This window comes from Nocardioides sp. Root240, assembly GCF_001428825.1.
In the GTDB taxonomy this organism is placed as follows: domain Bacteria; phylum Actinomycetota; class Actinomycetes; order Propionibacteriales; family Nocardioidaceae; genus Nocardioides.
The window spans coordinates 461,522-485,673 of sequence record NZ_LMIT01000010.1 but is presented as its reverse complement, the minus strand read 5'-3'; the positions used below and the strand labels follow the sequence as shown (position 1 = coordinate 485,673).

The 24,152-nt window shown below is 71.4% G+C and carries 19 protein-coding genes; 16 read left to right on the top strand and 3 right to left on the bottom strand.

The window, feature by feature from the left end:
- Nucleotides 1-42: 42 nt before the first annotated feature.
- From ASE20_RS12410 to ASE20_RS12385, 6 genes are all read left to right on the top strand, one after another.
- Nucleotides 43-2,130, top strand: a complete 2,088-nt coding sequence (locus ASE20_RS12410) for a hydantoinase/oxoprolinase family protein (RefSeq protein ID WP_056894843.1) — start codon at nt 43-45, stop codon at nt 2,128-2,130.
- A gap of 1 nt (nt 2,131) precedes the next feature.
- Nucleotides 2,132-4,159, top strand: a complete 2,028-nt coding sequence (locus ASE20_RS12405) for a hydantoinase B/oxoprolinase family protein (RefSeq protein ID WP_225869101.1) — start codon at nt 2,132-2,134, stop codon at nt 4,157-4,159.
- A 25-nt stretch (nt 4,160-4,184) separates the two neighbouring features.
- Nucleotides 4,185-4,979 (top strand): SDR family oxidoreductase, encoded by a 795-nt coding sequence (locus tag ASE20_RS12400; RefSeq protein ID WP_056894842.1) that lies wholly within the window; start codon nt 4,185-4,187, stop codon nt 4,977-4,979.
- A 22-nt stretch (nt 4,980-5,001) separates the two neighbouring features.
- A complete protein-coding gene (locus ASE20_RS12395) occupies nt 5,002-5,949 on the top strand; it encodes a carbamate kinase (protein ID WP_056894841.1) in 948 nt (315 codons plus the stop codon).
- Between the two features lie 2 nt (nt 5,950-5,951).
- Nucleotides 5,952-7,058 carry a ring-opening amidohydrolase gene (locus tag ASE20_RS12390; protein WP_056894840.1) on the top strand — a complete coding sequence of 369 codons (1,107 nt, stop codon included), beginning with the start codon at nt 5,952-5,954 and terminating at the stop codon, nt 7,056-7,058.
- A 101-nt stretch (nt 7,059-7,159) separates the two neighbouring features.
- Nucleotides 7,160-7,627 (top strand): GNAT family N-acetyltransferase, encoded by a 468-nt coding sequence (locus tag ASE20_RS12385; RefSeq protein ID WP_056894839.1) that lies wholly within the window; start codon nt 7,160-7,162, stop codon nt 7,625-7,627.
- Here ASE20_RS12385 and ASE20_RS12380 read toward each other — a convergent pair.
- The 3 genes from ASE20_RS12380 to ASE20_RS12370 all read right to left on the bottom strand — a co-directional run bounded on the left by ASE20_RS12380 (nt 7,617) and on the right by ASE20_RS12370 (nt 11,975).
- Nucleotides 7,617-8,786 carry a CaiB/BaiF CoA transferase family protein gene (locus ASE20_RS12380; RefSeq protein ID WP_056894838.1) on the bottom strand — a complete coding sequence of 390 codons (1,170 nt, stop codon included), beginning with the start codon at nt 8,784-8,786 and terminating at the stop codon, nt 7,617-7,619. The genes ASE20_RS12385 and ASE20_RS12380 overlap by 11 nt on opposite strands.
- A gap of 103 nt (nt 8,787-8,889) precedes the next feature.
- On the bottom strand, nt 8,890-10,437 hold the full coding sequence (locus tag ASE20_RS12375) for a hypothetical protein (protein WP_056894837.1): 1,548 nt from the start codon (nt 10,435-10,437) through the stop codon (nt 8,890-8,892).
- Nucleotides 10,438-10,490: 53 nt separating this feature from the next.
- Nucleotides 10,491-11,975 (bottom strand): M1 family metallopeptidase, encoded by a 1,485-nt coding sequence (locus ASE20_RS12370; RefSeq protein WP_056894836.1) that lies wholly within the window; start codon nt 11,973-11,975, stop codon nt 10,491-10,493.
- Between the two features lie 83 nt (nt 11,976-12,058).
- On the opposite strand from ASE20_RS12370, the gene ASE20_RS12365 reads away from it, so the two are divergent.
- The 10 genes from ASE20_RS12365 (at nt 12,059) to ASE20_RS25840 (ending at nt 24,134) form a co-directional block, all read left to right on the top strand.
- Entirely contained in the window at nt 12,059-12,604 is a 546-nt protein-coding gene (locus ASE20_RS12365) for a hypothetical protein (protein ID WP_056894835.1), read from the top strand.
- Nucleotides 12,605-12,659: 55 nt separating this feature from the next.
- A complete protein-coding gene (locus ASE20_RS12360; RefSeq protein WP_056894834.1) occupies nt 12,660-13,172 on the top strand; it encodes a hypothetical protein in 513 nt (170 codons plus the stop codon).
- Nucleotides 13,169-13,501 carry a hypothetical protein gene (locus ASE20_RS12355; protein WP_056894833.1) on the top strand — a complete coding sequence of 111 codons (333 nt, stop codon included), beginning with the start codon at nt 13,169-13,171 and terminating at the stop codon, nt 13,499-13,501. The genes ASE20_RS12360 and ASE20_RS12355 overlap by 4 nt, the downstream gene beginning before the upstream one ends.
- Nucleotides 13,498-14,328, top strand: coding sequence for a hypothetical protein (locus ASE20_RS12350; protein WP_056894832.1), 831 nt, complete (start codon nt 13,498-13,500; stop codon nt 14,326-14,328). The genes ASE20_RS12355 and ASE20_RS12350 overlap by 4 nt, the downstream gene beginning before the upstream one ends.
- 125 nt (nt 14,329-14,453) lie before the next feature.
- Nucleotides 14,454-16,967 (top strand): hypothetical protein, encoded by a 2,514-nt coding sequence (locus ASE20_RS12345; protein ID WP_056894831.1) that lies wholly within the window; start codon nt 14,454-14,456, stop codon nt 16,965-16,967.
- 225 nt (nt 16,968-17,192) lie between these two features.
- Nucleotides 17,193-20,585 (top strand): (Fe-S)-binding protein, encoded by a 3,393-nt coding sequence (locus tag ASE20_RS12340; RefSeq protein WP_318655573.1) that lies wholly within the window; start codon nt 17,193-17,195, stop codon nt 20,583-20,585.
- A gap of 157 nt (nt 20,586-20,742) precedes the next feature.
- The gene (locus tag ASE20_RS12335; protein WP_056894829.1) at nt 20,743-22,371 is read left to right on the top strand and encodes an AMP-binding protein; all 1,629 of its coding nucleotides are present in this window, start codon (nt 20,743-20,745) and stop codon (nt 22,369-22,371) included.
- A 69-nt stretch (nt 22,372-22,440) separates the two neighbouring features.
- Nucleotides 22,441-22,986, top strand: coding sequence for a pilus assembly protein HicB (locus ASE20_RS12330; protein WP_225869100.1), 546 nt, complete (start codon nt 22,441-22,443; stop codon nt 22,984-22,986).
- 25 nt (nt 22,987-23,011) lie between these two features.
- Nucleotides 23,012-23,848, top strand: a complete 837-nt coding sequence (locus ASE20_RS12325) for a DUF4097 family beta strand repeat-containing protein (RefSeq protein ID WP_056894828.1) — start codon at nt 23,012-23,014, stop codon at nt 23,846-23,848.
- 154 nt (nt 23,849-24,002) lie between these two features.
- On the top strand, nt 24,003-24,134 hold the full coding sequence (locus ASE20_RS25840) for a hypothetical protein (RefSeq protein ID WP_263969873.1): 132 nt from the start codon (nt 24,003-24,005) through the stop codon (nt 24,132-24,134).
- Nucleotides 24,135-24,152 lie beyond the last annotated feature (18 nt).

The window sequence follows — 24,152 nt, the reverse complement described above, 5'->3', positions numbered from 1 at the left end:
TGCCGTCGTCGCACCCCGCGCAGGTTCACTTGAATGTGAGTCATGACAGCGAGGCGGATCAGGATCGGCATCGACACCGGCGGCACGTTCACCGACGTCGTCGCCTTCGACGAGGACAGCGGTGAGGTCGTCACGACCAAGACCCCGAGCACGCCGGGCAACCCGGCCGACGGGTTCCTGGCCGGCATCGACAAGGTGCTGGAGATCGCGGGCGCGCAGTTCGACGACGTGGTCGCGGTCAGCCACGGTACGACGGTCGCGACCAACCAGCTCCTCGAGGGCAAGGTCGACGCGCTCGGCTTCATCACCACGGCCGGCTACGAGGCGATGCTCGAGATCGCCCGGCAGTCGGTGCCGGACGGCTACGGCAACTCGTACTTCTGGGTGAAGCCGGACCGGATCGTCCCGCGCGACCTGGTGCAGGGCGTCGGCGGCCGGCTCGACTTCACCGGCGCGGAGATCCGCCCGTTCGACGAGGACGGCGCCCGCCGGGTCGCGCGCTGGTTCAGGGCCAAGGGGATCGACACCCTCGGTGTCTGCTTCCTTCACGCCTACGCCAACCCCGCGCACGAGGAGCGGATGCGCGCGATCCTCGCCGAGGAGCACCCGGACGCCGTCGTCTCGATCTCCAGCGAGGTGCTGCGCGAGTACCGCGAGTACGAGCGGTCGATGACCACGCTCGTCGACGCGGCCGTCAAGCCCAAGCTCAGCCGCTACGTCACCAACATCAAGGACCGCCTGGCCACGCAGAGCGGCCGGACCGTCCCGTTCTACGTGATGAAGTCCAACGGCGGCGTGCTCTCGGCCGACGAGGTCGTGCACCAGCCGATCACCACCGTCCTGTCCGGCCCCGCCGCCGGCGCGCTCGGCGCCGCGCTGATCGCGAAGGTCGCCGGCTTCGACAAGGTGCTCACCTCCGACGGCGGCGGTACGTCGACCGACGTGTCCGTCGTCATCGACGGCGACCCGACGCTGACCACCGAGGGCAGCGTCGGCGTGTACCCGTCGAAGATCCCGATGATCGACGTCGTCACCGTCGGGGCCGGTGGCGGCTCGATCGCGTGGCTCTCGCCCGAGGGCACGCTCAAGGTCGGCCCCCACTCGGCCGGTGCCGACCCGGGCCCGATCTGCTACCGCAAGGGCGGGGCCGAGGTCACCATCACCGACGCGCACGTCTTCCTCGGCCGGATCCCCCCGCACCTGCTCGGCGGAGAGATCCCGCTCGACGTCGACGCGGCCAGCGCGGCGATCCAGCAGCTCGCCGGCAAGCTCGGCATCACCGCCGAGGCGTGCGCCACCGGCATCCTCGAGATCTCCGCGTGGAACCAGGCCAACGCGCTGCGTCAGGTCACCGTCAAGCGCGGCCTCGACGTCCGCGACTTCACGCTCACCACCTTCGGCGGCTCCGGCTCCCTGCTGCTGTGCCGGCTGATGGACATCCTCAACGTGCCGACCGTGCTGGTCCCGCCCAACCCCGGCAACGTGTCCGCCTTCGGCCTGCTGACCGTCGACGTGAAGAACGACTACGTCCAGACCCACGTCGCCCTGCAGGAGAACCTCGACCCGGCCGACCTCCAGCACGATTACGACGCCCTGACCGAGCGCGCCGCCGCGGCGCTCACGAAGGAGGGATTCGCCGAGGCCGACCACGCGTTCGTGCGGACCGCCGACGTGCGCTACTTCGGCCAGGCGTTCGAGGTCCGGGTCGGCGTACCGGACGGGCCGGTCACGACCGAGACCCTGACGACGGTCGCCGACCGCTTCCACGCCGAGCACCGGGTGCTCTACGGCTACGACTTCTCCGGCGACCCGTCGCAGCAGGTGGAGGTGGTGAACCTCCGCGTGTCCGGCATCGGCCCGATCAAGCGTCCCGAGATCCTGCGTGCCGACGCACCCAGGCCGGCGCCGCAACCGACCGGCACCCGGTCGGTCTGCTTCGACGCCGAGGCCGGGTACGTCGAGACGCCGATCTTCTGGCGTCCCGACCTGCCGGCGGGGCAGGTCCTCACCGGCCCGGTGGTCATCGAGGAGTTCGGCTCCACCGTGCCCGTCCACCCCGGCTTCACCGCGCGGGTCGACGACTTCGCCAACATCATCGTGACGCGCACCCAGCAGACCGAGGAGAGCTGACATGTGCCTGAGCTGCCAGACCGTCCACAACGGTTCCGCTCCCGCCGCCCACCACCACGACGCGGACACCGGTTCGCGCCGGGCGCCGACCCAGTTCCCGTTCGGGACGCTTACCGCTGACGCCGGCCGCAGCGCCGACCCGGTGCTGGTCGAGATCGTGCAGGGCTCGCTCGCCGCCGTCGAGCACGAGGTGGAGACCGCGATCGCGCGGACCTCGCGCAGCCCGATGATCCGCGACGCCCACGACTTCCGCGCCGGCATCCACGACCGCCTGCTGCGCAAGCTCACCGGGCGCTCGTACTCCGCCCTGGTCCACCCGGTCGCCCGCGACTTCCCGATCGAGGAGATGCAGGAGGGCGACGTCTTCTTCCACAACGACGTCTACCTCTCCGAGGGCGGCATCGGTCACCTTCCCGACCTCTGCGTCACGGTCCCCGTGTTCGCCGGGCCGGAGGGGAAGCGGCGCGTCGTCGCGTTCATCCAGGCCTTCGGCCACCACGACGACATCGGGGGTGCGGTGCCCGGGTCGATGCCCTCGCACGCGACCAGCGTGTTCGAGGAGGGCCTCGCCGTACCACCCATCAAGCTGTGGGACGCCGGCGTCCCCAACCGCGCCGCGCTGACGATCATGACCCGCAACTCGCGGATGCCCGAGTCGCTCGCCGCCGACCTCGACGCCGAGTGCTCGGCCTGCCTGATGGGCGCGCGCCGGCTCGGCGAGCTGTTCGACCGCTACGGCACCGAGACCGTCGAGTCCTGCTTCGACGCGATCATCGACCGGTCCACCGAGACCTACCGGCGCGAGATCCTCGCCAAGATCCCGGTCGGCACCTGGACCTGGGAGGACTACGCCGAGCACGACGGCGTCGACGAGCCCCAGCTGCACACCCAGCGGATCACGCTGACCCGCACGGCTGCCGACGACCCCGAGGGGGAGCGGCTGGTCCTCGACTTCGCCGGCACCGGCCCGCAGGCCAAGGGGCCGATCAACCACTGCGGCGACTACTCCGACGGGGTCTTCCTCAAGAAGTGGCTGGCGCCCATCCTGCGCAACCTCGCCGACACCCCCGAGCGGATGGCCGAGCTCGACGTCAACGAGGGCGTCGTCCCCCTCATCGACATGCGCTTCCCGCCGCCGGGAACCCTGCTCACGCCGGTGTTCCCCGCGCCGACCAACGCCCGCACCTTCGTGATCCTGCGCCTGCTCGGCGTGCTCGCCGGGGTGCTCGCCAAGGCCGTCGACGGCCGGATGCCCGCCGACCAGGAGACGATCCGCTACACCGGCGTCTACGGCGAGGACCTCGAGGGCCGGTCGTACCTCATGCGCGAGGTGCTCGGCGGGGGCTCCGGCGGCCGCTACTACGCCGACGGCGAGGACACCATCCACGTCGTACCGGACTCGCGGAACCTTCCGACGGAGTTCACCGAGTCCCGCTTCCCGTTCGTCGTGGAGTCGCTCGGCCTCGCCCTCGACTCGGGCGGCGCCGGCCAGTTCCGCGGCGGCCTCGGCTACGAGAAGCACATCCGGATGCTCAAGGACGCGCACTTCATGTCCATCGCGGACCGCTCGATCCTCGCCTGCTGGGGCGTCAAGGGCGGCAAGGCGGGGCGGCCCTTCCAGGTCACCATCGACCCCGGCGGCCCCAACGAGCGCGACGTCGACGCCCTCGCCGACGCCGAGCCGGTCGTCGCGGGGGAGACGATCCGGATCCGCACCACCGGCGGTGGCGGCTGGGGCAACCCGCTCGAGCGCGACCCCGCCCTCGTCGTGCGCGACGTGGTGTGGCGCAAGGTCTCGCCGGAGGCGGCGCTCGCCGACTACGGCGTGGTCCTCACCGGGGAGCTGGCCGACGACCCTTCGACAGGCTCAGGACAGGCCGAGCTCGGGTACGACGCCGCGGCCACCGCCTCCGAGCGGGCCTCCCGTCCCGTACCCGCCGCCGACGACGCCTTCTTCGACCGCGGTCCCGGCTACGGCACCCTCTCCGGGGGAGCCTCGGCCGCGGCGGTCGACCTGCTCGGCGTCTGACGCCGCGCTCCGGAGGACCCGTTCGATGGAGGTCGCGATCCTCGGTGGATCCGGCAAGACCGGCCGTGCCGTCGGTGCGGCCCTGGCCCGGGTGGGCGTGGCGACACGCCCCCTGGGCCGGGCCGCGTTCGCCGACCTGCCCTCGTCGCTGTCGGCTGCACTCGCCGGTGCCGACGCGGTCCACGTGATCGCGCCGAACCTTCACCCCGACGAGCCCGGGCTCGTCGCCGCGGCGCTGGCCGCCGCCCGTGCCGCGGGCATCGCTCGCGTCACCTACCACTCGGTCGCCTCGCCGTACGTCCCCGCCATGCCGCACCACCTGGGCAAGGCCGTCGCGGAGGACCTGGTCCGCCGCTCCGGCCTCGACTGGACCCTGCTCCAGCCGTGCGCCTACGCCCAGAACCTCCTCCCCGCGGCGCGTGCCGCCGCGACCACCGGCCACCTCGACGTGCCCTATGCCGTCGACCGGCCCTTCGGCCTGGTCGACCTCGACGACGTCGCCGAGGCGACGGCCGTGGTGCTGACCCGGCCCGGCCACGCCGGCGCGACGTACGAGCTCGGTGGACCTGCGCTCGTCACCGTCGCCGAGCTCGCCGCTGCCCTCGGTGCCACCGCACGTCGCATCGAGCCGGCCGCCGACGAGCACCCGTGGCTGCGCGCGATGTTCGCCTACTACGACGACCACGGCCTGCCCACCGGCGGCGTCCCGCTCGCCGCCCTGCTCGGCCGCTCGCCCCGCCCGGCCGCCGACGTGCTGGCTGGCAGGAGTTGCCAGCCCTGCCCGCCCGCGTTGGCTGTTCCCGACGATGAACGGCCGTGATCCGGCTCACTAGGTTCGCTGCATGAGAATCCTCCTGGCGCTGGGCGGCAACGCGATGACGTCGCCCGACGGCAAGGCCCGGCCCGAGGACCAGATCGCCGCGGCCACCGAGGCCATGGTGGCCGTCGCGGACCTCGTCGCCGAGGGCGTCGACGTCGTGATCACCCACGGCAACGGCCCCCAGGTCGGCAACCTGCTGGTGAAGAACGAGCTCGCCGCGCAGGTCGTCCCGCCCGTCCCGCTGGACTGGTGCGGCGCACAGACCCAGGGCACCCTCGGCGACATCTTGATGAACGCCCTCGACGGCGCCCTTGCGGCCCGGGGCATCTCCCGGCCCACGGCAGCCCTGGTCACCCGGACCCTGGTCGACGGCGCGGACCCGGCGTTCGCCCGGCCGAGCAAGCCGGTCGGGCGCTACCTCTCCGCCGACGAGGCGCAGACCATGATCGAGCACGGCGAGACCTGGGAGGACCGCGGCGAGCGCGGTTGGCGCCGCGTCGTCGCCTCACCCGAGCCGCTCGAGGTGCTCGACGCCCCCGCGGTCGTCGCCCTCGTCGACGCCGGCTTCGTCGTGATCGCCAACGGCGGCGGGGGGATCCCGACGGTGCGGCACCTCGACGGCACCCTCGCCGGCGTCGAGGCGGTCATCGACAAGGACCTCGGTGCCGCCCTGCTGGCGCGCGCCGTCGAGGTCGACCTGCTCGTGATCGCCACCGACGTGGCCCACGCCGTCCTGGGGTTCGGTACGCCGGACGCCCACGACATCGGCGAGGTCGACCTCGACCAGATGCGGGCCTACGCCGACGCGGGCCACTTCGCCGGCGGCTCCATGGGCCCGAAGGTCGACGCCGTGTGCCGGTTCGTCGAGCAGTCCGGACGCCGCGGCGTCATCACTGATCTGCACTCCATCGTCGCGGCCGCCTCCGGGCGCGTCGGGACGATCGTCACCCCCAACCGAAAGGAAGCCTGACCATGCCCGCAGCCATCGAGGTCCGCAAGGTCCCGATCCACTCCGTCGCGGACGCCTCCGAGCTGGCCACGCTGATCGACGACGGCGTCCTCGCCGCCGACCGGGTGATCGCGATCATCGGCAAGACCGAGGGGAACGGCGGCGTCAACGACTACACCCGGATCATCGCCGACCGGGCCTTCCGCGAGGTGCTGGTCGCGAAGGGCGCGCCCGCGGACCAGGTCAAGCAGGTCCCGATCGTGTGGTCCGGCGGCACCGACGGCGTGATCAGCCCCCACGCGACGATCTTCGCGACGGTCGACGTACCCGAGGACGACCCGAGCCGCGCCGAGCAGCGCCTCACCGTGGGCTTCGCGATGAGCGAGCCGATCCTGCCCGAGGAGATCGGGTACGTCGCGATGATCGAGAAGGTCGCCGCCGGGGTGAAGGTCGCCATGGAGCGTGCCGGCATCACCGACCCCTCCGACGTGCACTACGTGCAGACCAAGACCCCGCTGCTCACCATCCACACCATCCGGGACGCCCACAGCCGCGGCCAGCAGGTCTGGACCGAGCACACCCACGAGTCGATGGACCTCTCCAACGGTGTCACCGGCCTCGGCATCGCCGTCGCCCTCGGCGAGATCGAGATGCCCACCGACGCCGACGTGATGAAGAACCGCGACCTCTACTCCTCGGTCGCCTCCTGCTCGTCGGGCGTCGAGCTCGACCAGGCCCAGATCGTCGTCGTCGGCAACGCCGCCGGCGTCGGCGGCCGCTACCGCATCGGCCACTCGGTCATGAAGGACGCCCTCGACCAGGACGGCATCTGGGAGGCCATCAGGTCCGCCGGCCTCGACCTGCCCGAGCGTCCCCGCACCGCCGACCTCGACGGCCGCCTGGTCAACGTCTTCCTCAAGTGCGAGGTCTCCCAGGACGGTCAGGTCCGCGGCCGCCGCAACGCGATGCTCGACGACTCCGACGTGCACTGGCACCGCCAGATCAAGTCCTGCGTCGGCGGCGTCACCGCGGCCGTCACCGGCGACCCGGCCGTCTTCGTCTCCGTCTCCGCTGCCCACCAGGGTCCGGACGGTGGCGGCCCGGTCGCCGCAATCGTCGACCTGGGCTGACTCCCGACCGCCTGTCCGAGGGGCCCGACCGTGCGAGGCGTCGGGCCCCTCGGCGCGCCTGGACGGGCAGGGGAGGTGACCGCGGACAGTAGCGTGGCGGCGTGCTCCCGGACCCGACCCCGCGTCTCCGCTTCCGCGAGATGACCGAGGCCGACCTGCCGGCCGTCTCGACGCTCGACCTCGGTGGGTCGCGCGGGCCGGAGGGCTGGATCCAGTGGCAACGCGACAACTACGCCGAGCACGGCTTCGGCCTGTGGATCGTCGAGACCCACGACGGCGTGTTCGTCGGCGACTGCGGGCTCACGATGCAGGAGGTCGAGGGCGACTGGTACGTCGAGGCGGGCTGGCACGTGCACGCGTCCCTCCGCCGGAAGGGCTACGCCACCGAGGCCGCCGCTGCAGTCCGCGACGCCGCTCGGGCGGCGGGGATCGCCCACCTGGTCGCGATCATCCGCCCGGACAACCTCGCCTCCCAGGGCGTCGCGCGCGGGATCGGCCTCGCGCTCGAGCGCGAGGTGGTCAAGTCCGGCGGACCTGCGCTCGTGTTCGGCGCCGACCTCACGCGCTGAGGTCGGCCGCCAGCCACTCCCGCACGGACTCGTTGTGCTGCCCCAGCGTCGGGGGAGCGACGTGCTCGGCCCGCCCGCCGGCGTACGCGTTGTCGTCGAAGCGCAGCGCCGGGCCGGGCAGGCGCACCGGGCCGAGCGTCGCGTGCTCGACCTCGAGGACCAGGCCCTGCGACAGCGTCTGGTCCCACGTGTAGACCTCCTCGAGCGAGCGCACCCTCCCCGCCGGTACGCCGGCGCGGTCGAGCCGGTGCAGCGCCTCCTCGGCCGACAGGTCGGCGAGCAGCGAGTCGACCAGGGCGATCACCTCGGCACGGTTCGCGACCCGCTCGGGGTTGCTCGCCAGGCCCGGGCGGTCGGCGTCGAGGCCGAACTCCGCGCAGAACGCCTGCCAGAGCTTCTCCGACCCGCACGCGATCTGCACCGGCCCGGTCGCGGTCTGCCACATGCCGTAGGGCGCGATCGACGGGTGGTGCCCACCGGCCAGGCCGGGGACCTCGCCGGCGACGGTCCACTTGGTGCCCTGGAAGGCGTGCACGCCGACCATGCCGGCCAGCAGCGAGGTGTGCACGACGCGGCCGCGGCCGGTGCGCTCGCGCTCGTAGAGGGCGGCCACCACGCCGTAGGCACCGTTCATGCCGGCCAGCAGGTCCGCGATCGGTACGCCGACCTTGGTCGGCTCCGCGATGCCGGTGAGCGACATCAGCCCGCCCTCGCCCTGCGCGATCTGGTCGAAGCCGGAGCGGTGCGCCTCCGGGCCGTCGTGCCCGAAGCCGGTGATCTGCAGGACGACCAGCCGCGGGTTGAGCTCGTGCAGCCGCGACACGGGGAAGCCGAGCCGGTCGAGCACGCCGACGCGGAAGTTCTCCATCAGCACGTCGGCGCGCGTGATCAGCTGCGCCAGCACCTCCTGGTCGGCCGGGTCCTTGAGGTCGAGGGTGATCGACTCCTTGTTGCGGTTCGCCGAGAGGAAGTACGTCGACTCCCGGCTCCCCTCCTCCGGTACGGCGAACGGCGGCCCCCAGCCGCGCGTGTCGTCCCCGCCCGGGCTCTCCACCTTGATCACCCGCGCGCCGAGGTCGCCGAGCATCATCGCGGCGTGCGGTCCCGCGAGCGCCCGGGTCAGGTCGAGGACGAGCACATCGGCCAGTGGTGCAGACATGTCGGCGACGCTAGGCCGCGCGCCGCCGGCGGCGACATGGCAGCAGTTGCCAACGCCGCCACCTGCGGTCTGTGCCGTCGATCAGCCGCCGATCAGCCGCCGATCAGCCGTCGGCGAGCCGGATCAGGCCGACGATCGTCGCGACGTACAACGCCCCGTCAGGGCCGAGGTAGATCGCGGCGTAGTGGTTGTTCCACTGGATGCCGGTGCCGGTCAGCCGGCTCCACGCGGTCTCGCCGGTCCGGATGTCGATCGCGGTGACGTACCAGGCGTCGAGCAGGTCCTTGCGCGGCGGCTTCGAATACACGTAGACGAGGCCGTTGCCGAGCGAGGCCTTCGGCACCGACGTCGGCGCGACCGTGGAGTTCGTCCACGCGACGTGGCAGCCGTCGTCGTCGATCATCACCCGCGAGACGCCGGGGGTCGTGGACCTCCCGAGCAGCGTGGAGGTGATGCCGGCGTACCCGTAGTTGTTCTCGATGATCAGCGAGTTGCCCGCCGCCACGAGGCTGTTCTCGGTCGTGCTGGCCCCGGACTGCAGCACCGGCACCGAGCAGTGCTCGCGCTCGCCGGCCGGGACGCCGCGCCGCCGGTCGTAGACGATGACGTGGCTCTGCGGCTCGGCATTGTCGGCGATGCCGATCCAGCGCTCGCCGATCAGCGTGGGCGAGGTGCCGGAGCCCTGCGAGAGCATGCCCGGCTTCACCGTCGTGCCGCGGTCGTAGGGGATCGCCCACGTGATCTCGGGCGTCCCGTCCGCGGCCGCGTCGAGGCGGTAGGCCTGGTGCGTCGAGACGAAGTAGACGCCGCCGGTCTCGTCGGTGGAGACCGAGTTGAAGATGCCCTCGCCCTCCGGCAGCTCCAGCTTCCTCACGACGCCGGTGGCACGGTCGAGCGTGCCGACGGTGCCGTCCTGGCTGAACCACCAGACCCTGCCCGACCAGTCGACGCCGGTCGCGACGAGGCAGTCGTCCGCGCCCAGGTACGACGCCAGCGGCCACCTGCGGCCCTTGGTCAGCCTGCCGTCCACGCCGACGACGACCTCGGCGATCGACGAGTCGGTCGTCGTCGCGAACGCGTGGTCCTCGGCGTCGAGGAAGAAGTAGGTCCCGCCGCACAGGTCGGTGAACGGGTTCGCGGCCTTGCTGAAGTCGCGCGCCGACACCTGCAGCTGCGAGATCGCGCGCAGCGTCACCGGGTCGATGACCATCATCGTGAAGCCCTCGAGACCCCCGCACAGCCCGACGATCCGGTCGTGCGAGTCGAAGCCCATCGTCGCGCACTCCCGGATGCCGTACGACGCCGTCCGCATCGTCAGCGCCCGCCCGGTCGGCCCCGCGACGGTGTAGGCGTCGGAGCTGTACGCGTCGTTGTGCATGCTGCTGCGACCGTTCGGTGCGAGCCACGGGTTCTGCGGCACCGGCGGCGCCTCCAGCGGCTGCGCCGTGACCGGAGCGCCGGTGAACCGCGGCACGAGCAGGTCGGTCGGCAGCGGCGGGATCGGCAGCCCCGGGATCGTCGGCAGCGCGGGCAGCGCGGGCAGCCCGGGCAGCGCGAAGCCGTCGTCGGCGTGCACGGGTGCGGCGGGCGAGCCGAGGGCCAGGGCGAGGATGCCGACAGCAGCGGCAGCGGCCAGGGAGCGGGGGCGCATCCCCGGAGACTAGAACGTGTTCCAGTGCGGGGGAAGGGGTGCGAGGCAAAGCCTCAGTCGCGTGCCGGCGTCTGCTTGCCCAGCAACCACGCGTCGAAGAAGTCCGACAGCTCCTCGCCGGTCTCCTGCTCGATCCAGTCCCAGTACTCCTCGCGGTCGGCCGTGCCGTTCTCCTGCGCCGCCGGCCACTCCCGCAGCACCCGGAAGAAGGCGTCGTCGCCGATCCGCTCGCGCAGCTCCTGCCACATCAGCGCCGGCCCGTAGTAGATGTTCCCGTCACCGAACTGCGCCGGGTCGAAGGCCGCGGGCGGCCCGGCGGCCTCGCGGAGCTGGACCTCGAAGGCCGCCCACTGGTCCATCTTGTCCTCGATCGTGATGCCCTCCTGCTCGGCCTCCCACATGCCCTGCAGGTACATCGCCATGCCCTCGTTCATCCACACGTCCGACCAGTCGGCGGGGGTGACCGTGTCGCCGTACCAGTGGTGCGCGGCCTCGTGCACCATCACGGCCGGCGACAGCGAGTAGTCGGTGTCGCCGAGGGTGACCATCGTCTGGGTCTCCATGCCGCTGTCGTTGTCGACGACCACCACGCCGAAGGAGTCGAACGGGTACGGACCGAGCACCTTCTCCAGCCAGTCGATCGCCGCCGGCGCCGTGCTGGTGCCCCCGGGCAGCGCCTTCCCGCCGGCGGGCGCCCAGACCTGGATCGGCACGCCGCTCGCCGACTTCAGGTCGGTGTGCTGGTAGTCGGCGAACGCCACCGTCACCAGGTACGACGCCGCCGGCTCCGCGAGGTGCCACCGGTTGGTCGTCTGCCCGCTCCGCGTGGTCGTCCTCCGCAGCACGCCGTTCGCGACGCCCGACCAGGGCGAGGGCACGGTGAGGGTGAAGTCGTAGAGCGCCTTGTCGGACGGCTGGTCGTTGACGGCGTACCAGGTGAAGGCGCCGTAGGGCTCCTGCAGGGTCCACGTCTCGTGGTCGCCGGTGACGCTCCAGCCGACGCCCTGGGTGAAGTCGGAGCGGGTGCTCGGGGCGGGCGCGGGCGCGGGCGTGCCGGCGTAGGTGAGGCCGAGCTCGTACTGCTCGTCCGCCTCGATCGGGTGCTCGACGGTCAGGTGGGTCCCGGCGACCGTGTGCTCGACCGGCTGGCCGTCGACGGTGAGCTCGGAGATCGCGAGCTGCTCGTTGAAGTCGAGCGGGATGGTCGCGGAGTCGCCGGTGGCACGGAAGGTCAGCACCTCGCGGCCGGTGAGCCGGTCCTTCGCGGGATCCCAGGTGAGGCCGAGGTCGTAGTGCAGCGCGTCGACCAACGGGTCACCGATGTCGGGGTAGACCGAGTCCTCGCGGGTCTCGCTGCGCGCGATCGCGAGGTCGCCGGCCCCGGTATCCGAGGGGGTGCCGGACGGCGTCGACGTCGGCGCCGCGGTGGGCGCCTGGCCGGACGGGACGCGATGGCTGCCACACGCCGCGAGCGCGAGCGCGGGCAGCAGGACGAGCGCGCCGGTACGCAGGCGTGCCCCACCAGCAGTGCGGTTCATCGAGGGTCCCTTCCCGGATCGTGCCGCCATCATGCCGGTGCCCCGGGTGTTTGGTGGCCGGGGTGCGGGGAACGAGTCGCCGCGTGCACCTCCGCTTCCTCGTCGTGGCCCTCGCCCTCTCGCTCGGCACTGCCGGGTGCGGTGAGGACCCCGACGTGGACCGGACCGGCGACGACCCGACCACGGTCGCCACGTCCGGCTCGCCGACGGCCGATCCCACGACGGCGTGCGCGGAGCTGATCCCGGACACCGCGCTCACCTCGCTCGGCTGGACCGCGTCGGCCGCTGCCGGCGAGCAGGCCGGTCGGTGCGAGCGGTCCGCGGGCTCCAGCGTGGTCACCGTGGGTGCCGTCGGCACCGGCCGTGACCGGTACGACGAGCGCTGCGCCCTGCTGCCCCGGGACAACGCGCCCGAGCCGGAGGTCGACCCCGACTGGATCGGCACCGACGTCACCGCGTGCGTGCGGGCCTTCCCGACCGGCGCCGACACGGGCGTGGCCAAGGCCGTGCTGCTCACGGACGACGACCGCGTCGTCGAGATCCAGCTCGCTGCCGACGTACCGACCCCGGGGGAGCGGCTGCGCGCCGGCCTCGCGGCGTTGGCGAGCAGCGCCGAGGCGACCTACTGAACATGTGTCGCCCCTCCCTCCACCCATCCACACCTCTCATCCCGGAAGCAGGACGATGACCTACGCCAACGAAACCGGTGGCACCGGCGACGAGCCCACGGGCGCGGTCACGGTGACCGTGGACGCCACCGACCGGGTCCGCCAGGTCGAGGTCCGCGAGCGCGACTCGGTGCACGACCCGGCCGCGCTCGCCGCGGCCGTCGAGCACGCCTACCGGGCCGCGGTGATGGACCGCCTCGAGGCGCTCTATCCCGACCGCGGCCTCGACCCCGACCGCCGGATCGCCGGTCTCGACGGGCACCCTCCGATCCGCACCGTCGAGAACCGCCAGGGCCAGCACGTCGCCCGGCCGCGCGCGCCGCGTTCGACGGCGCTGCTGGAGCGCCGCTTCAGCCCGACCGAGGGCATCTCCGCCAACGAGTGCGTCACGGTGACCCTCGCCCTCGCCAGCTCGTGGGGACCGGTCGTCGCCGATCCCGGCTGGCTCGCCAATGCCCGCCCCTCCAACGTCGGCGATGCGATCACGCAGGCCTTCGCCGACGCCTACCGAAAGCGAGACGAGCGATGACCGACCGCGGTTCCTTCTACGTCAAGAGCCAGACGCTCCGGGCCGCCGCGACCATGTGGTCGACGGCCGCGAGCGACATGGCCAGCGCGCACACCGAGATCCTCCCCGGCGTCGGGCACGGCAACGACTTCGGCGTGCTCGCGGGCTCGTCGGGCGTGGCCACCAGCTACGACAACTGGAGCAACGACATGCTCGCCGCCGTCGACAAGGCCAAGGGGAACTTCACCTACCTCGACGCCGCCCTGACCAGCACCGCCAACGACTACGACGGAGTGGACTCCACGGTGAAGACCGAGTTCGCCGTCCTCGACAGGATGATCGAGCCGTGAGTGACCCCACCACCTTCGCCGACCTGCTGGAGCAGTTCAACGAGAAGTACGTCCAGTTCCAGGAGGACTACTGGGAGGCGGTCAACAAGATCGCCAACATGCTGAACGACGGACTGAGCTCGTTCGGCAAGTTCCTCTCCGACATCAACCCCTTCGACGGCAACGTGCTGTCGAAGGCCATCGACAAGTGGAACGCCGAGATCTTCCCGGCCCTGGTGAAGGGCATGGAGGACATCGTCGAGAAGGTCCAGCAGGCCATCAACGACCTCGCCGGCAACCCGGGCAAGCTGCAGATCTACGCCGAGAACTACGTCACCGCGCAGGCGATGATCTTCAAGCAGCGCAACGACGCCGAGATCGCCAGCGACATCGACGCCGCCTGGGGCGGTGACGCGGCCCGCAAGTACGCCACCGTCGCCACCGTGCAGGTCTCCAACCTGGAGAAGCTCGGCGAGGCGCTCGAGGAGGGCGGCAAGCTCACCAGCGCCGCGGCGCTGAAGATCCTCGAGCTCTGGCGCAAGCTGATCTACGAGTTCGCGTCGAGCTACACCGACATCCTGGAGATCCTGGCCAGTGCCACCGATGCGTCGAAGGTGATCTCCTTCGAGGTGCCGACCGCGCTCGAGGCCGCCGCGAAGGTCTGGCAGAAGGTCGTCGACATCGGCGACATCCTGCTGGAGTTCTTCACCAACCAGGCCACCGTCGACACGATCAACTGGCTGGCCCTGCAGGGCACCTCGGGCGGCCTGGCCGGCAACGAGTGGCCCAGCATCTCCGAGGGTGCCAGCGACACCATCAACGACCCGGGCGCCTGGGCGGTCAAGTAGTCCGTCGGGCGGCCCGGTCCCAAAACCTGACCGCTATTCACTTTCCTGCGTCACTCGTGCCACCCTGAGTCGTTGCAGGGGTGACCGGGGTCACCTCGAGGTGCCCCGAGAAGCGGAGGTGGGTCGTGGCGCAGGAGTCCCGGACGGAGCAGGGTCTGGTCCGTCGGATCGGTGTGGCCGGCGCGGTGGCGGCCGTCCTCGTGGGGGTCGCCGTCTCGCTGCCCACCGGCGGCGGTGGTGTCACCAGCCTCGCCGCGGCCGTCGAGCAGCAGAAGTCGGCGCAGGGCATCCCGCACGACGACGCGCTCCTGGCTCCCCACAACCACAACGACCCGGCGACGAAGAACGACGTCTCCCGCGGCCTGGCCGTCGGCGAGGAGGCCGTCGACCCGACCACCGCCGCCGAGCGCACCGCGGCCGAGGCCTACGTCGACGAGCAGCGCGCACTGCCCGACCCGAACCTCGTGCACGTCGCCGCCTACCCGGCCCGGACCGCCGTCCCGGCGGACCGCTACGCGATGGCCGGCGGCTGCTACGCGCTGACCGGCGCGGGCAAGGCCTTCGGCCCCTACTACTTCAAGGCGACCCGCCTCGGCGGCTACCTGCTGCACACGCCGCAGGGCGAGCTCGCCGTCCAGGGCACCGGCGTCGGCGTCGCCGCCAAGCCGAGCGCGGCCGCCGACTGGACCGCGACCAAGGTCGTCGGCGGCTTCCGCTTCGACGTCGGCCTCGGCAAGGCCCTCACCGTCGTCGCCGGCAAGCTCACCAAGGGTGCCGGTACGACGTTCTCGCTGCGGACCGCGACCGGCTGCCCGTCGTACCCGGAGGCCGACATCAACGTCACCGGTGACCCGTTCGCCGGCGAGACCACCTACCAGGAGGTGCGCGGCTTCGTCGACGCGCACACGCACGGGATGGCGTTCGAGTTCCTCGGCGGCAAGGTCCACTGCGGCCGCCCGTGGCACGCGTACGGCGCGCCGTACGCGCTCGTCGACTGCCCCGACCACACCTTCACGCAGGGCAAGGGCGCGCTGCTCGAGTCGGTGCTGTCGGGCGAGGCGTCGCACGACCCGGTCGGCTGGCCGACCTTCAAGGACTGGCCGGCGCCGGAGTCGCTGACCCACGAGGGCACCTACTACCGCTGGCTGGAGCGCGCGTGGCGCGGCGGCCAGCGGGTGTTCGTCAACCTGCTCGTCGAGAACAACAAGCTCTGCCAGCTCTACCCGCTGAAGCGGAACTCCTGCGACGACATGACCTCGATCCGGCTGCAGGCCAAGGACATGCGGATCATGCAGGACTACATCGACGCGCAGTTCGGTGGACCGGGCAAGGGCTTCTACCGGATCGTGAAGGACCCGTTCGAGGCGCGCCGCGTCATCAACAGCGGCAAGATGGCCGTGGTCATGGGGATCGAGACCTCGATCCCGTTCGGCTGCACGTACAAGAAGCTGCTCGGCAAGGACTTCCCCGCCTGCACCACGGCCGAGATCGACGCCAACCTCGACGAGATGAGGGCGCTCGGCGTGCGCCAGATGGAGCTCGTCAACAAGTTCGACAACGCCCTCGCCGGCGTCGCCGGTGACGCCGGTGCGATCGGCCCGCTGGTCAACACGGCGAACTTCCTCGAGACCGGCTCCTTCTGGGCGATGGAGCACTGCGAGCCTGCCGACGGGGAGTCTGCCGACAACCCGCAGATCGCCGTGCTCCCCGACCTCGACGCCGACCAGCAGGACGCCCTCTTCGGTGCCGTCGGCAAGATCCTCGGCCTGCTGCCCGCAACCCCGCTCTACGGCCCGCCCGCGCACTGCAACAAGCGCGGCCTGACCGAGCTCGGCGTCCACACGATCAAGGGCATGGCGCAGCGGAACATGATCTTCGACCCCGACCACCTCTCCGTGAAGGCGCGGGCCGCCTCGATGGACGTGATCGAGGACCTCGCCTACCCGGGCGTGATCTCGAGCCACTCGTGGTCGACGCCGGACACCTACCCGCGGATCTACAAGGCCGGCGGCTTCATCACGCCGTACGCCGGCGACTCGACCGGCTTCGTCGCGAAGTGGCGTCGCCACCTGGGCTGGGCGGACTCGCGCTACTACTTCGGGTTCGGCTTCGGTGCCGACATCAACGGCCTCGGTGCGCAGGGCAACCCCCGTGGTGCCGACGTCGCCAACCCGGTGACCTACCCGTTCACCGGCCTCGGCGGCGTGACGATCGACAAGCAGCAGGCGGGCCAGCGCACCTGGGACATCAACGTCGACGGCGTCGCGCAGTACGGCCTCTACCCCGACTGGGTGGAGGACCTGCGCAGGATCGCCGACGCGCAGAACGCCGGCGACGGCGAGAAGATCGTCGACGACATGGCTCGCGGCGCCGAGGCCTACCTGCAGATGTGGGAGCGCTCGTACGGCGTGCGCGCGGACTCGTGCCGCAACGCCGACCTGCGCAAGAGCGTCAGCGAGGTGCAGGGCCTGGTGCGGACCGGGATGACGACCGAGGCCGTGCTGCGGGCGGTCGGCCAGCCGTTCGAGCGGCTCGGGACGACGTACTCCTTCTGCGCGCGGACCGCCACCCGCGCCAAGGTGCCGGTTCGGGTGAGCTTCACGAGCGCCGGGAAGGTCAGCGGGCTGGCCTTCTCCTGAGGACTGCTGAGGCATTCGTCACGCTCCGCAGGAAGTTACCTGCCGGTAGTATGCGGGCGTCAGCCGCGCCTGTCCCGGCGTTGGTAAGGCTAGCCTTTGGTTCGCCGTAGCCGACGTTGGCCCTAGGCTCGGCCCGCGTACCCGTGCGTGCCCTGATCCTGCAGACGAGTGGAGTTGTCGCCAATGCAGACCATTGCGATCGTCGTTTCGCTGACCATCTCGGTGGTGGCCATCGCCCTCACCGCCCGCGCTGTCGCGGCGATGCTCGGCGTGATCCGCAAGGGCCAGCCGGCCCCCGGCCGCACCGGCAACCCGGTCGGCCGCACGGTCACGATGCTCAAGGAGACCTTCCTCCACACGCGCATGCTGCAGTGGACGTGGGTCGGCGCGCTGCACTGGTTCGCGTTCGCAGCCTTCCTCTTCCTCTCGACCGCGGTCGCGGCGGCGTTCCCGCAGCTGTTCGACCCCGAGTGGACGATCCCGATCATCGGCAAGTGGGCCGTCTACGAGTGGACCGCCGAGATCCTCGGCCTGCTCGGCTCCCTCGCGATCCTCCCGCTGATCTACTACCGCCTCTCGCACCAGCCGCGGAAGCTCGGCCGCAGGAGCCGCTTCTTCGGCTCGACGCAGTGGCAGGCCTTCTTCGTCGAGGCGATGGTGCTCCTCGAGAGCTCCGCGATCCTCTTCATCCGCGGCGCCGAGCACAATTTGGCTCGGGCCCACGGCGTCGAGAACCCTGAGTCATTGGGGCATGCCACGGGCGCGCACTTCCCGATCTCGCAGTACGTCGGCAACCTCTACCCGAGTGGCCACGACTCGATCGGCTCGCTCGAGAACATCATCTTCTTCATCGCGATGTTCAAGATCACCTCCGCGATGATCTGGCTCATCGTCATCTCCACGAACCTGACGATGGGTGTCGCCTGGCACCGCTTCACGGCGTGGTTCAACATCTGGTTCAAGCGTGAGGAGTCCGGCCGCACCGCTCTCGGCGCGGTCAAGCCGCTGACCTCCGGCGGCAAGCCGATCACGCTCGACGACGTCGACGACCTCGACGAGGAAGCCGTCCTGGGCGCCGGCTCCATCTGGGACTTCTCCTGGAAGGACATCCTCGACTTCACGACCTGCACCGAGTGCGGCCGTTGCCAGTCGCAGTGCCCCGCCTGGAACACCGAGAAGCCGCTCTCGCCCAAGCTGATGATGATGGCGATGCGCGAGGAGGCGTACGCCGTCGCCGGCGGCGCCGAGCCGCGTGCCCTCGTCGGCAAGACCGACCGCGAGCAGTCCGACGGCGTCCTCGACTACTTCTACAACCCCGAGGGCGGTGACTTCGTCATCGACGAGGACGCCCTGTGGGGGTGCACCAACTGTGGTGCCTGCGTCCAGCAGTGCCCGGTGGACATCGAGCACGTCGACCACTTCGTCGACATGCGTCGCTACCAGGTCCTCGTCGAGTCGAACTTCCCGTCCGAGCTCAACGGCCTCTTCAAGGGCCTCGAGAACAAGGGCAACCCGTGGAACATGTCCGCCACGGCGCGCCTCGACTGGGCGAAGGACCTGCCCTTCGAGGTCAAGGTCGTCGGCGACCAGATCGAGGACCTCGAGTCCGTCGACTGGCTGTTCTGGGTCGGCTGCGCCGGTGCCTACGAGGACCGGGCCAAGAAGACGACCCGCGCCGTCGCGGAGCTCCTCGACCTGGCCGGCGTCAGCTTCGGCGTACTCGGCAACGGCGAGACCTGCACCGGTGACTCGGCCCGCCGCGCCGGCAACGAGTTCGTGTTCCAGGGCCTGGCCCAGCAGAACATCGAGACGCTCAACGACGCCAAGGCCAAGAAGGTCGTCTCGACCTGCCCGCACTGCATGAACACCCTCAAGAACGAGTACCGCCAGCTCGGTCTCGAGCTCGAGGTCATCCACCACACGCAGCTGCTCAACCGCCTGGTGCGCGAGGGCAAGCTGACCCCGGTGGCCACGGGTGCCGGGGCGCACGCCCGCAAGGTCACCTACCACGACCCCTGCTTCCTGGGCCGCCACAACCAGGTCTACACGCCGCCGCGCGACCTCCTCGAGATCCTGCCCGGCGCCGAGTTCGCCGAGATGGAGCGCAACAAGGAGAAGTCCTTCTGCTGCGGCGCCGGTGGTGCCCGCATGTGGATGGAGGAGACCATCGGTGAGCGGATCAACCTGAACCGCACCGCCGAGGCCGTCGGCACCGGCGCCGACCAGGTCGCCGTGGGTTGCCCCTTCTGCCGCGTGATGATCTCCGACGGCCTGACCAAGATGCAGGCCGACGGCGAGGCGCGCGAGGAGGTCGAGGTCCTCGACGTCGCGCAGATGCTGCTCGCGTCGGTCAAGGGCGAGCAGGCCACCAAGCTCAAGCCGGGCGAGGGCACGCCGCTGCAGCCGAAGGCTGCCGCACCTGCTGCCGCTCCTGCTGCGCCGACCGAGAAGCAGTCGGTGGAGACCAAGGCCGAGCCCGAGGCCGGCGACGTCACCATCAGCGACGACACGGTCGTGGCCACCGAGGACGTCGGCCCGGCCGCGAAGGCGTCCGGTGGCTCGTCGATGTTCGACGACCCGGGCTCGATGTTCGACACCCCTGCCCCGGCTGCTCCCGCCGAGGAGAAGCCCGCGGCTCCGGCCGGTGGCGGCTCGCTCTTCGACGACTCCAGCTCGCTGTTCGACTCCGCTCCCGCGGCGCCGGCAGAGAAGCCCGCTGAGAAGTCGGCCGAGAAGCCGGCTGAGAAGCCGGCGGGTGGCGGCTCGCTGTTCGACGACGGCGGCTCGCTGTTCGACACGCCCGCGCCCGCTGCTCCGGCTGCTCCGGCGGAGGAGAAGCCGGCCGCCGCGCCCGCTGCTGCCGAGGCCAAGCCGGCCGCGGACCTGGGCGCTGGTGGCTCGCTGTTCGACCTCGCCCCGGCCGAGGAGGCGCCCGCTGCTGCTCCCGCTGCGGAGGCAGCCGAGGCGCCGAAGGCGGAGGCTCCTGCCCCCGCCCCGGCTGCGCCGGCCGCTCCGGAACCGTCGGTCGACCTGAACGCCGGCGGCTCGCTGTTCGACATCGCCACCCCCGATGCGAAGCAGGCGGGGAGCGAAGCGACCGACGCCAAGCCCGTGACTCCCGAGCCCGCCGCCGCGGCCCCCGCCCCGGCCGCTGCCCCGGAGCCGGCCGCCGAGCCCGAGCCCGAGCCCGTGACTCCCGAGCCCGCTCCGGTCGCTGAGACGTCCGCGGCTGCCCCGGCGTCCTCGAGCTCCACCGCCAGCGCGCCGAAGACGGATGTCGACATCAACGCCATGGGCTCGCTGTTCGACATCGCGGCCCCCGAGGCCGCTGCGGTCGAGCGTCCTGCTGCTGCTGCAGCGCCGGAGCCCGTCGCGGCACCGGTCGAGGAGGCCCCGGCCGCCGAACCCGAGCCGGTCGCGGTCGAGGAGCCCGTCGCGGCGCCGGAGCCCGAGGCTGAGCTGGAGCCGGAGCCGGAGCCGGAGCCGGAGGCCGAGGCCGAGCCGACCGCCGCCCCTGCGGCCGCCGCCCCGGCCCAGCCCGCGTCGTACTCCGGCGAGGCCCACCAGCCCCGCACGGACGTCGACATCAACGCGGCGGAGTCCCTGTTCGACCTCTGAGGGATCGAGGGTTGCTGACCCTTCCCTGCGGTTGCTGACGGTTGCAACAGTCAGCAACCGCAGGAATCCCCGCCGGAGCGGGGATTCCTGCACCACTGACCCACCCACCTCCTTTCGAGGGGTGTGACGGCGGTCACCGGCGCGGCACGATGGACCCATGACCGAGCTGTCGTACGCCGCCGGAGAGACCACGACGCCCCTGCTGGACGAGACCATCGGCGCTCGCCTGGAGCACACCGTCGGGCTGTGGCCCGACCGCGAGGCGCTGGTCGAGGTGGCGAGCGGGCGCCGGTGGACCTGGCGGGAGTTCGACCACGCGGTCGACCAGGTCGCGCGCGGGCTGATCGCCAGCGGCATCGCGCAGGGCGACCGGGTCGGCATGTGGGCGCCGAACTGCGCCGAGTGGACGATCGTCCAGTTAGCCGCGGCCAAGGCCGGTGCCGTGCTGGTCAACGTCAATCCGTCGTACCGGACCCACGAGCTCGCCTACGCCGTCAACCAGTCCGGCCTGCGCCTGCTGTTGACCGTCACGAGCTTCAGGACCAGCGACTACCGCGGCATGGTCGAGGAGGTCACGTCGAAGGGTGAGGTGCCCGGCCTCGAGCGGACCGTCTACGTCGACACCGACGACTGGCAGGCCCTCGTCGCCGCCGGCGAGCAGCTCCCGGCCGACGCGCTCACCGAGCGTCAGCGCGCCCTGCTGCCGGACGACCCGATCAACATCCAGTACACGAGCGGCACCACCGGCTTCCCCAAGGGCGCCACGCTGAGCCACCGCAACATCCTCAACAACGGCTACTTCGTGACCGAGCTGATCGGGTTCAGCGAGCAGGACCGGCTCTGCATCCCGGTGCCCTTCTACCACTGCTTCGGCATGGTGATGGCCAACCTCGGCTGCATCACCCACGGTGCCACGATGGTGATCCCGGCGCCCGGCTTCGACCCGGCGATCACGCTGCAGGCCATCGAGGACGAGCGGTGCACGGCGGTGTACGGCGTGCCGACGATGTTCATCGCGATGCAGAACGCCCCCGACTTCGCCGGTCACGACCTGTCCACCCTGCGCACCGGCATCATGGCCGGCTCGATCTGCCCGGTCGAGGTGATGAAGCGCTGCATCGACGACATGCACATGGCCGAGGTGTCGATCGCGTACGGCATGACCGAGACCAGCCCCGTGAGCTGCCAGACCCGCGCGGACGACGACCTCGACCGCCGTACCTCCACCATCGGGCGGGCCGCGCCCCACGTCGAGATCAAGATCGTCGACCCGGCGACGGGGGAGACGGTGCCGCGAGGCGAGCCGGGTGAGTTCTGCACCCGCGGCTACTCGGTGATGCTCGGCTACTGGAACGACGAGGCGAAGACCGCCGAGGCGATCGACGCCGACGGCTGGATGCACACCGGCGACCTCGCCGTGATGCGCGAGGACGGCTACTGCAACATCGTCGGCCGGATCAAGGACATGGTGATCCGCGGCGGCGAGAACATCTACCCGCGCGAGATCGAGGAGTTCCTCTACACCCATCCCGACGTCGAGGACGTGCAGGTCGTCGGCGTCCCCGACGAGAAGTACGGCGAGGAGCTGTGTGCCTGGGTGCGGATGCGCGCCGGCGCGCCGGCGCTCGACGCGGAGGGCGTGAAGGCGTTCGCGACCGGGAAGCTCGCGCACTACAAGATCCCGCGCTACGTCCTCGTGGTCGAGGAGTTCCCGATGACGGTGACCGGCAAGGTCCGCAAGGTGGAGATGCGCGAGCGGTCCACGGAGCTCCTCGGCCTGGGCTGACGCCGCGAGGCGTCACCGTGACGCCACATCTCCTTGACATGACGTCATCGTGACGTCATAGTGATGTCCATGGACCTCACGCCGTACGTCGACAGCCTCCGCCGCGACCTCCTGGCCGCTGCCGACAGCGCCGGCCCGGAGGCGCGGCAGAGCGCCGAGCGGCTCGGCTACGCGCTCGATCCCGCCGTCCGGCTGGCCGTGATGGAGGCGATCAGCCAGGCCGCCTCCGAGATCACCGCGGCGATGTCCAGCGGCAGCGTCGACGTCCGGCTCGACGGCCGCGACCTCGACTTCGTCGTCGAGGAGGGCCTTCCGGACGCCCCGGCGGCACCCGCCGCGTCGACCGTCCCGCTTCCCCCGGCTCCGTCCGCCGCGGAGGACGAGGGCCTGGCCCGGGTCAGCCTGCGGCTGCCCGAGTCCCTGAAGACCCGCGCGGACGATGCTGCCGCGCAGGCGGGCCAGTCGCTCAACACCTGGCTGGTCAACCTGATCCGGAGCGCCACCAGCGAGCGCGCCGTCCACGTCGACGTCGACCTGTCGAGCGTCCCGTTCGGCGGCGACTTCCCCTTCAGCAGCGGCCGGCCCGGCAACCGCCGGATGACCGGCTGGCTCTGAGCCCACCCCCTCCAAGGAGCACCCCATGAACGGCGAACCCCTCGTCCGTACCTTCGACACCCCCGCCCCCGTCCAGCTGTACGTCGAGAACGGCGCTGGTCGCATCGTCGTCGTCGCGACCGACACCGCCATCACGCACGTCCGCGTCGCCGGCCTCCGCGCCGACGAGGCGACCGTGACCCACGACCGCGACCGGATCAGCGTGATCGCGCCCAAGTGGCGCGGGGGACTCTTCCGTGGCGACCAGTCGCTCGACATGGAGATCGAGGTGCCGACCGGCAGCAGCTTCGTCGCCAAGAGCGGCAGCGCCGACATCGACGTCACCGGTGAGGTCGCCGCGACCAAGGTGAAGGCGGGCTCCGGGCAGGTGCGCCTCGAGTGCATCGGCGAGAGCGCCGTGGTCGACACCGGCTCCGGCGACGTCGCGATCGGCGCCGTCGCCGGCGCGCTCAAGGTCCGCAGCGGGTCCGGCGACGTCGTCCTGGACTCGGCGGCCGGGACTACCTCGATCTCCAGCGGGTCGGGCGACATCCGGATCGGCCACGCGCTGAGCCCGGTCGTCGTCAAGACCGGCTCGGGCGACCTCGAGGTGCTCCGGTCGGAGGACGACATCGCCAGCACCACCGGCTCCGGACGGGTCGCGATCCGCAGCGCGCGTCGCGGCCGGATCAGTGCCAAGGGAGCATCGGGCGACATCGTCGTCGGCGTCCCCGCCGGAACGCCGGTCTGGACCGACATCACGTCGATCTCCGGACGGATCAGCTCGACCCTGCCGTCCACCGGCCAGCCGGAGCCGGGCGTCGACCACGTGGAGATCCGTGCCACCACCGTCTCGGGCGACGTCGCCCTCGTCCCCGCCTGATTGCCCTCGCTCCGCTCGGCCGGCCGCGCCGCCTGCAACGCCGTTTCTTCCTCCCCCGCTCGCTCATCCCTCGCTCGCTCCTCCGTCCAGAAACGGCGGGCGGCGCGACGTGCGGCGGAAACCTACGCGGGGGACCCAACGAAAGGAGTCCGTGATGTTCGAGATGCTCCACGAGCAACGCAGCCGCCAGGACGTCGACGAGCGGATCCGCCGGGCCGCGCGCCAGCGCGTGGTCGCCCGGGCCAAGGCGGCCCGGGGCCGTCGTACGCCGCTCGCCCTCTTCTGAGGACCTTCGCAAGAACCG

Excerpts from the sequence above, each read along its gene's own strand:
- ASE20_RS12375 (WP_056894837.1), bottom strand. The coding sequence starts at position 10,437 with ATGCGCCCCCGCTCCCTGGCCGCTGCCGCTGCTGTCGGCATCCTCGCC.
- ASE20_RS12330 (WP_225869100.1), top strand. The coding sequence starts at position 22,441 with ATGGACCTCACGCCGTACGTCGACAGCCTCCGCCGCGACCTCCTGGCC.
- ASE20_RS12370 (WP_056894836.1), bottom strand. The coding sequence starts at position 11,975 with ATGAACCGCACTGCTGGTGGGGCACGCCTGCGTACCGGCGCGCTCGTC.
- ASE20_RS12325 (WP_056894828.1), top strand. The coding sequence starts at position 23,012 with ATGAACGGCGAACCCCTCGTCCGTACCTTCGACACCCCCGCCCCCGTC.
- ASE20_RS12400 (WP_056894842.1), top strand. The coding sequence starts at position 4,185 with ATGGAGGTCGCGATCCTCGGTGGATCCGGCAAGACCGGCCGTGCCGTC.
- ASE20_RS12390 (WP_056894840.1), top strand. The coding sequence starts at position 5,952 with ATGCCCGCAGCCATCGAGGTCCGCAAGGTCCCGATCCACTCCGTCGCG.
- ASE20_RS12335 (WP_056894829.1), top strand. The coding sequence starts at position 20,743 with ATGACCGAGCTGTCGTACGCCGCCGGAGAGACCACGACGCCCCTGCTG.
- ASE20_RS12355 (WP_056894833.1), top strand. The coding sequence starts at position 13,169 with ATGACCGACCGCGGTTCCTTCTACGTCAAGAGCCAGACGCTCCGGGCC.
- ASE20_RS25840 (WP_263969873.1), top strand. The coding sequence starts at position 24,003 with ATGTTCGAGATGCTCCACGAGCAACGCAGCCGCCAGGACGTCGACGAG.
- ASE20_RS12380 (WP_056894838.1), bottom strand. The coding sequence starts at position 8,786 with ATGTCTGCACCACTGGCCGATGTGCTCGTCCTCGACCTGACCCGGGCG.
- ASE20_RS12395 (WP_056894841.1), top strand. The coding sequence starts at position 5,002 with ATGAGAATCCTCCTGGCGCTGGGCGGCAACGCGATGACGTCGCCCGAC.
- ASE20_RS12360 (WP_056894834.1), top strand. The coding sequence starts at position 12,660 with ATGACCTACGCCAACGAAACCGGTGGCACCGGCGACGAGCCCACGGGC.
- ASE20_RS12410 (WP_056894843.1), top strand. The coding sequence starts at position 43 with ATGACAGCGAGGCGGATCAGGATCGGCATCGACACCGGCGGCACGTTC.
- ASE20_RS12405 (WP_225869101.1), top strand. The coding sequence starts at position 2,132 with ATGTGCCTGAGCTGCCAGACCGTCCACAACGGTTCCGCTCCCGCCGCC.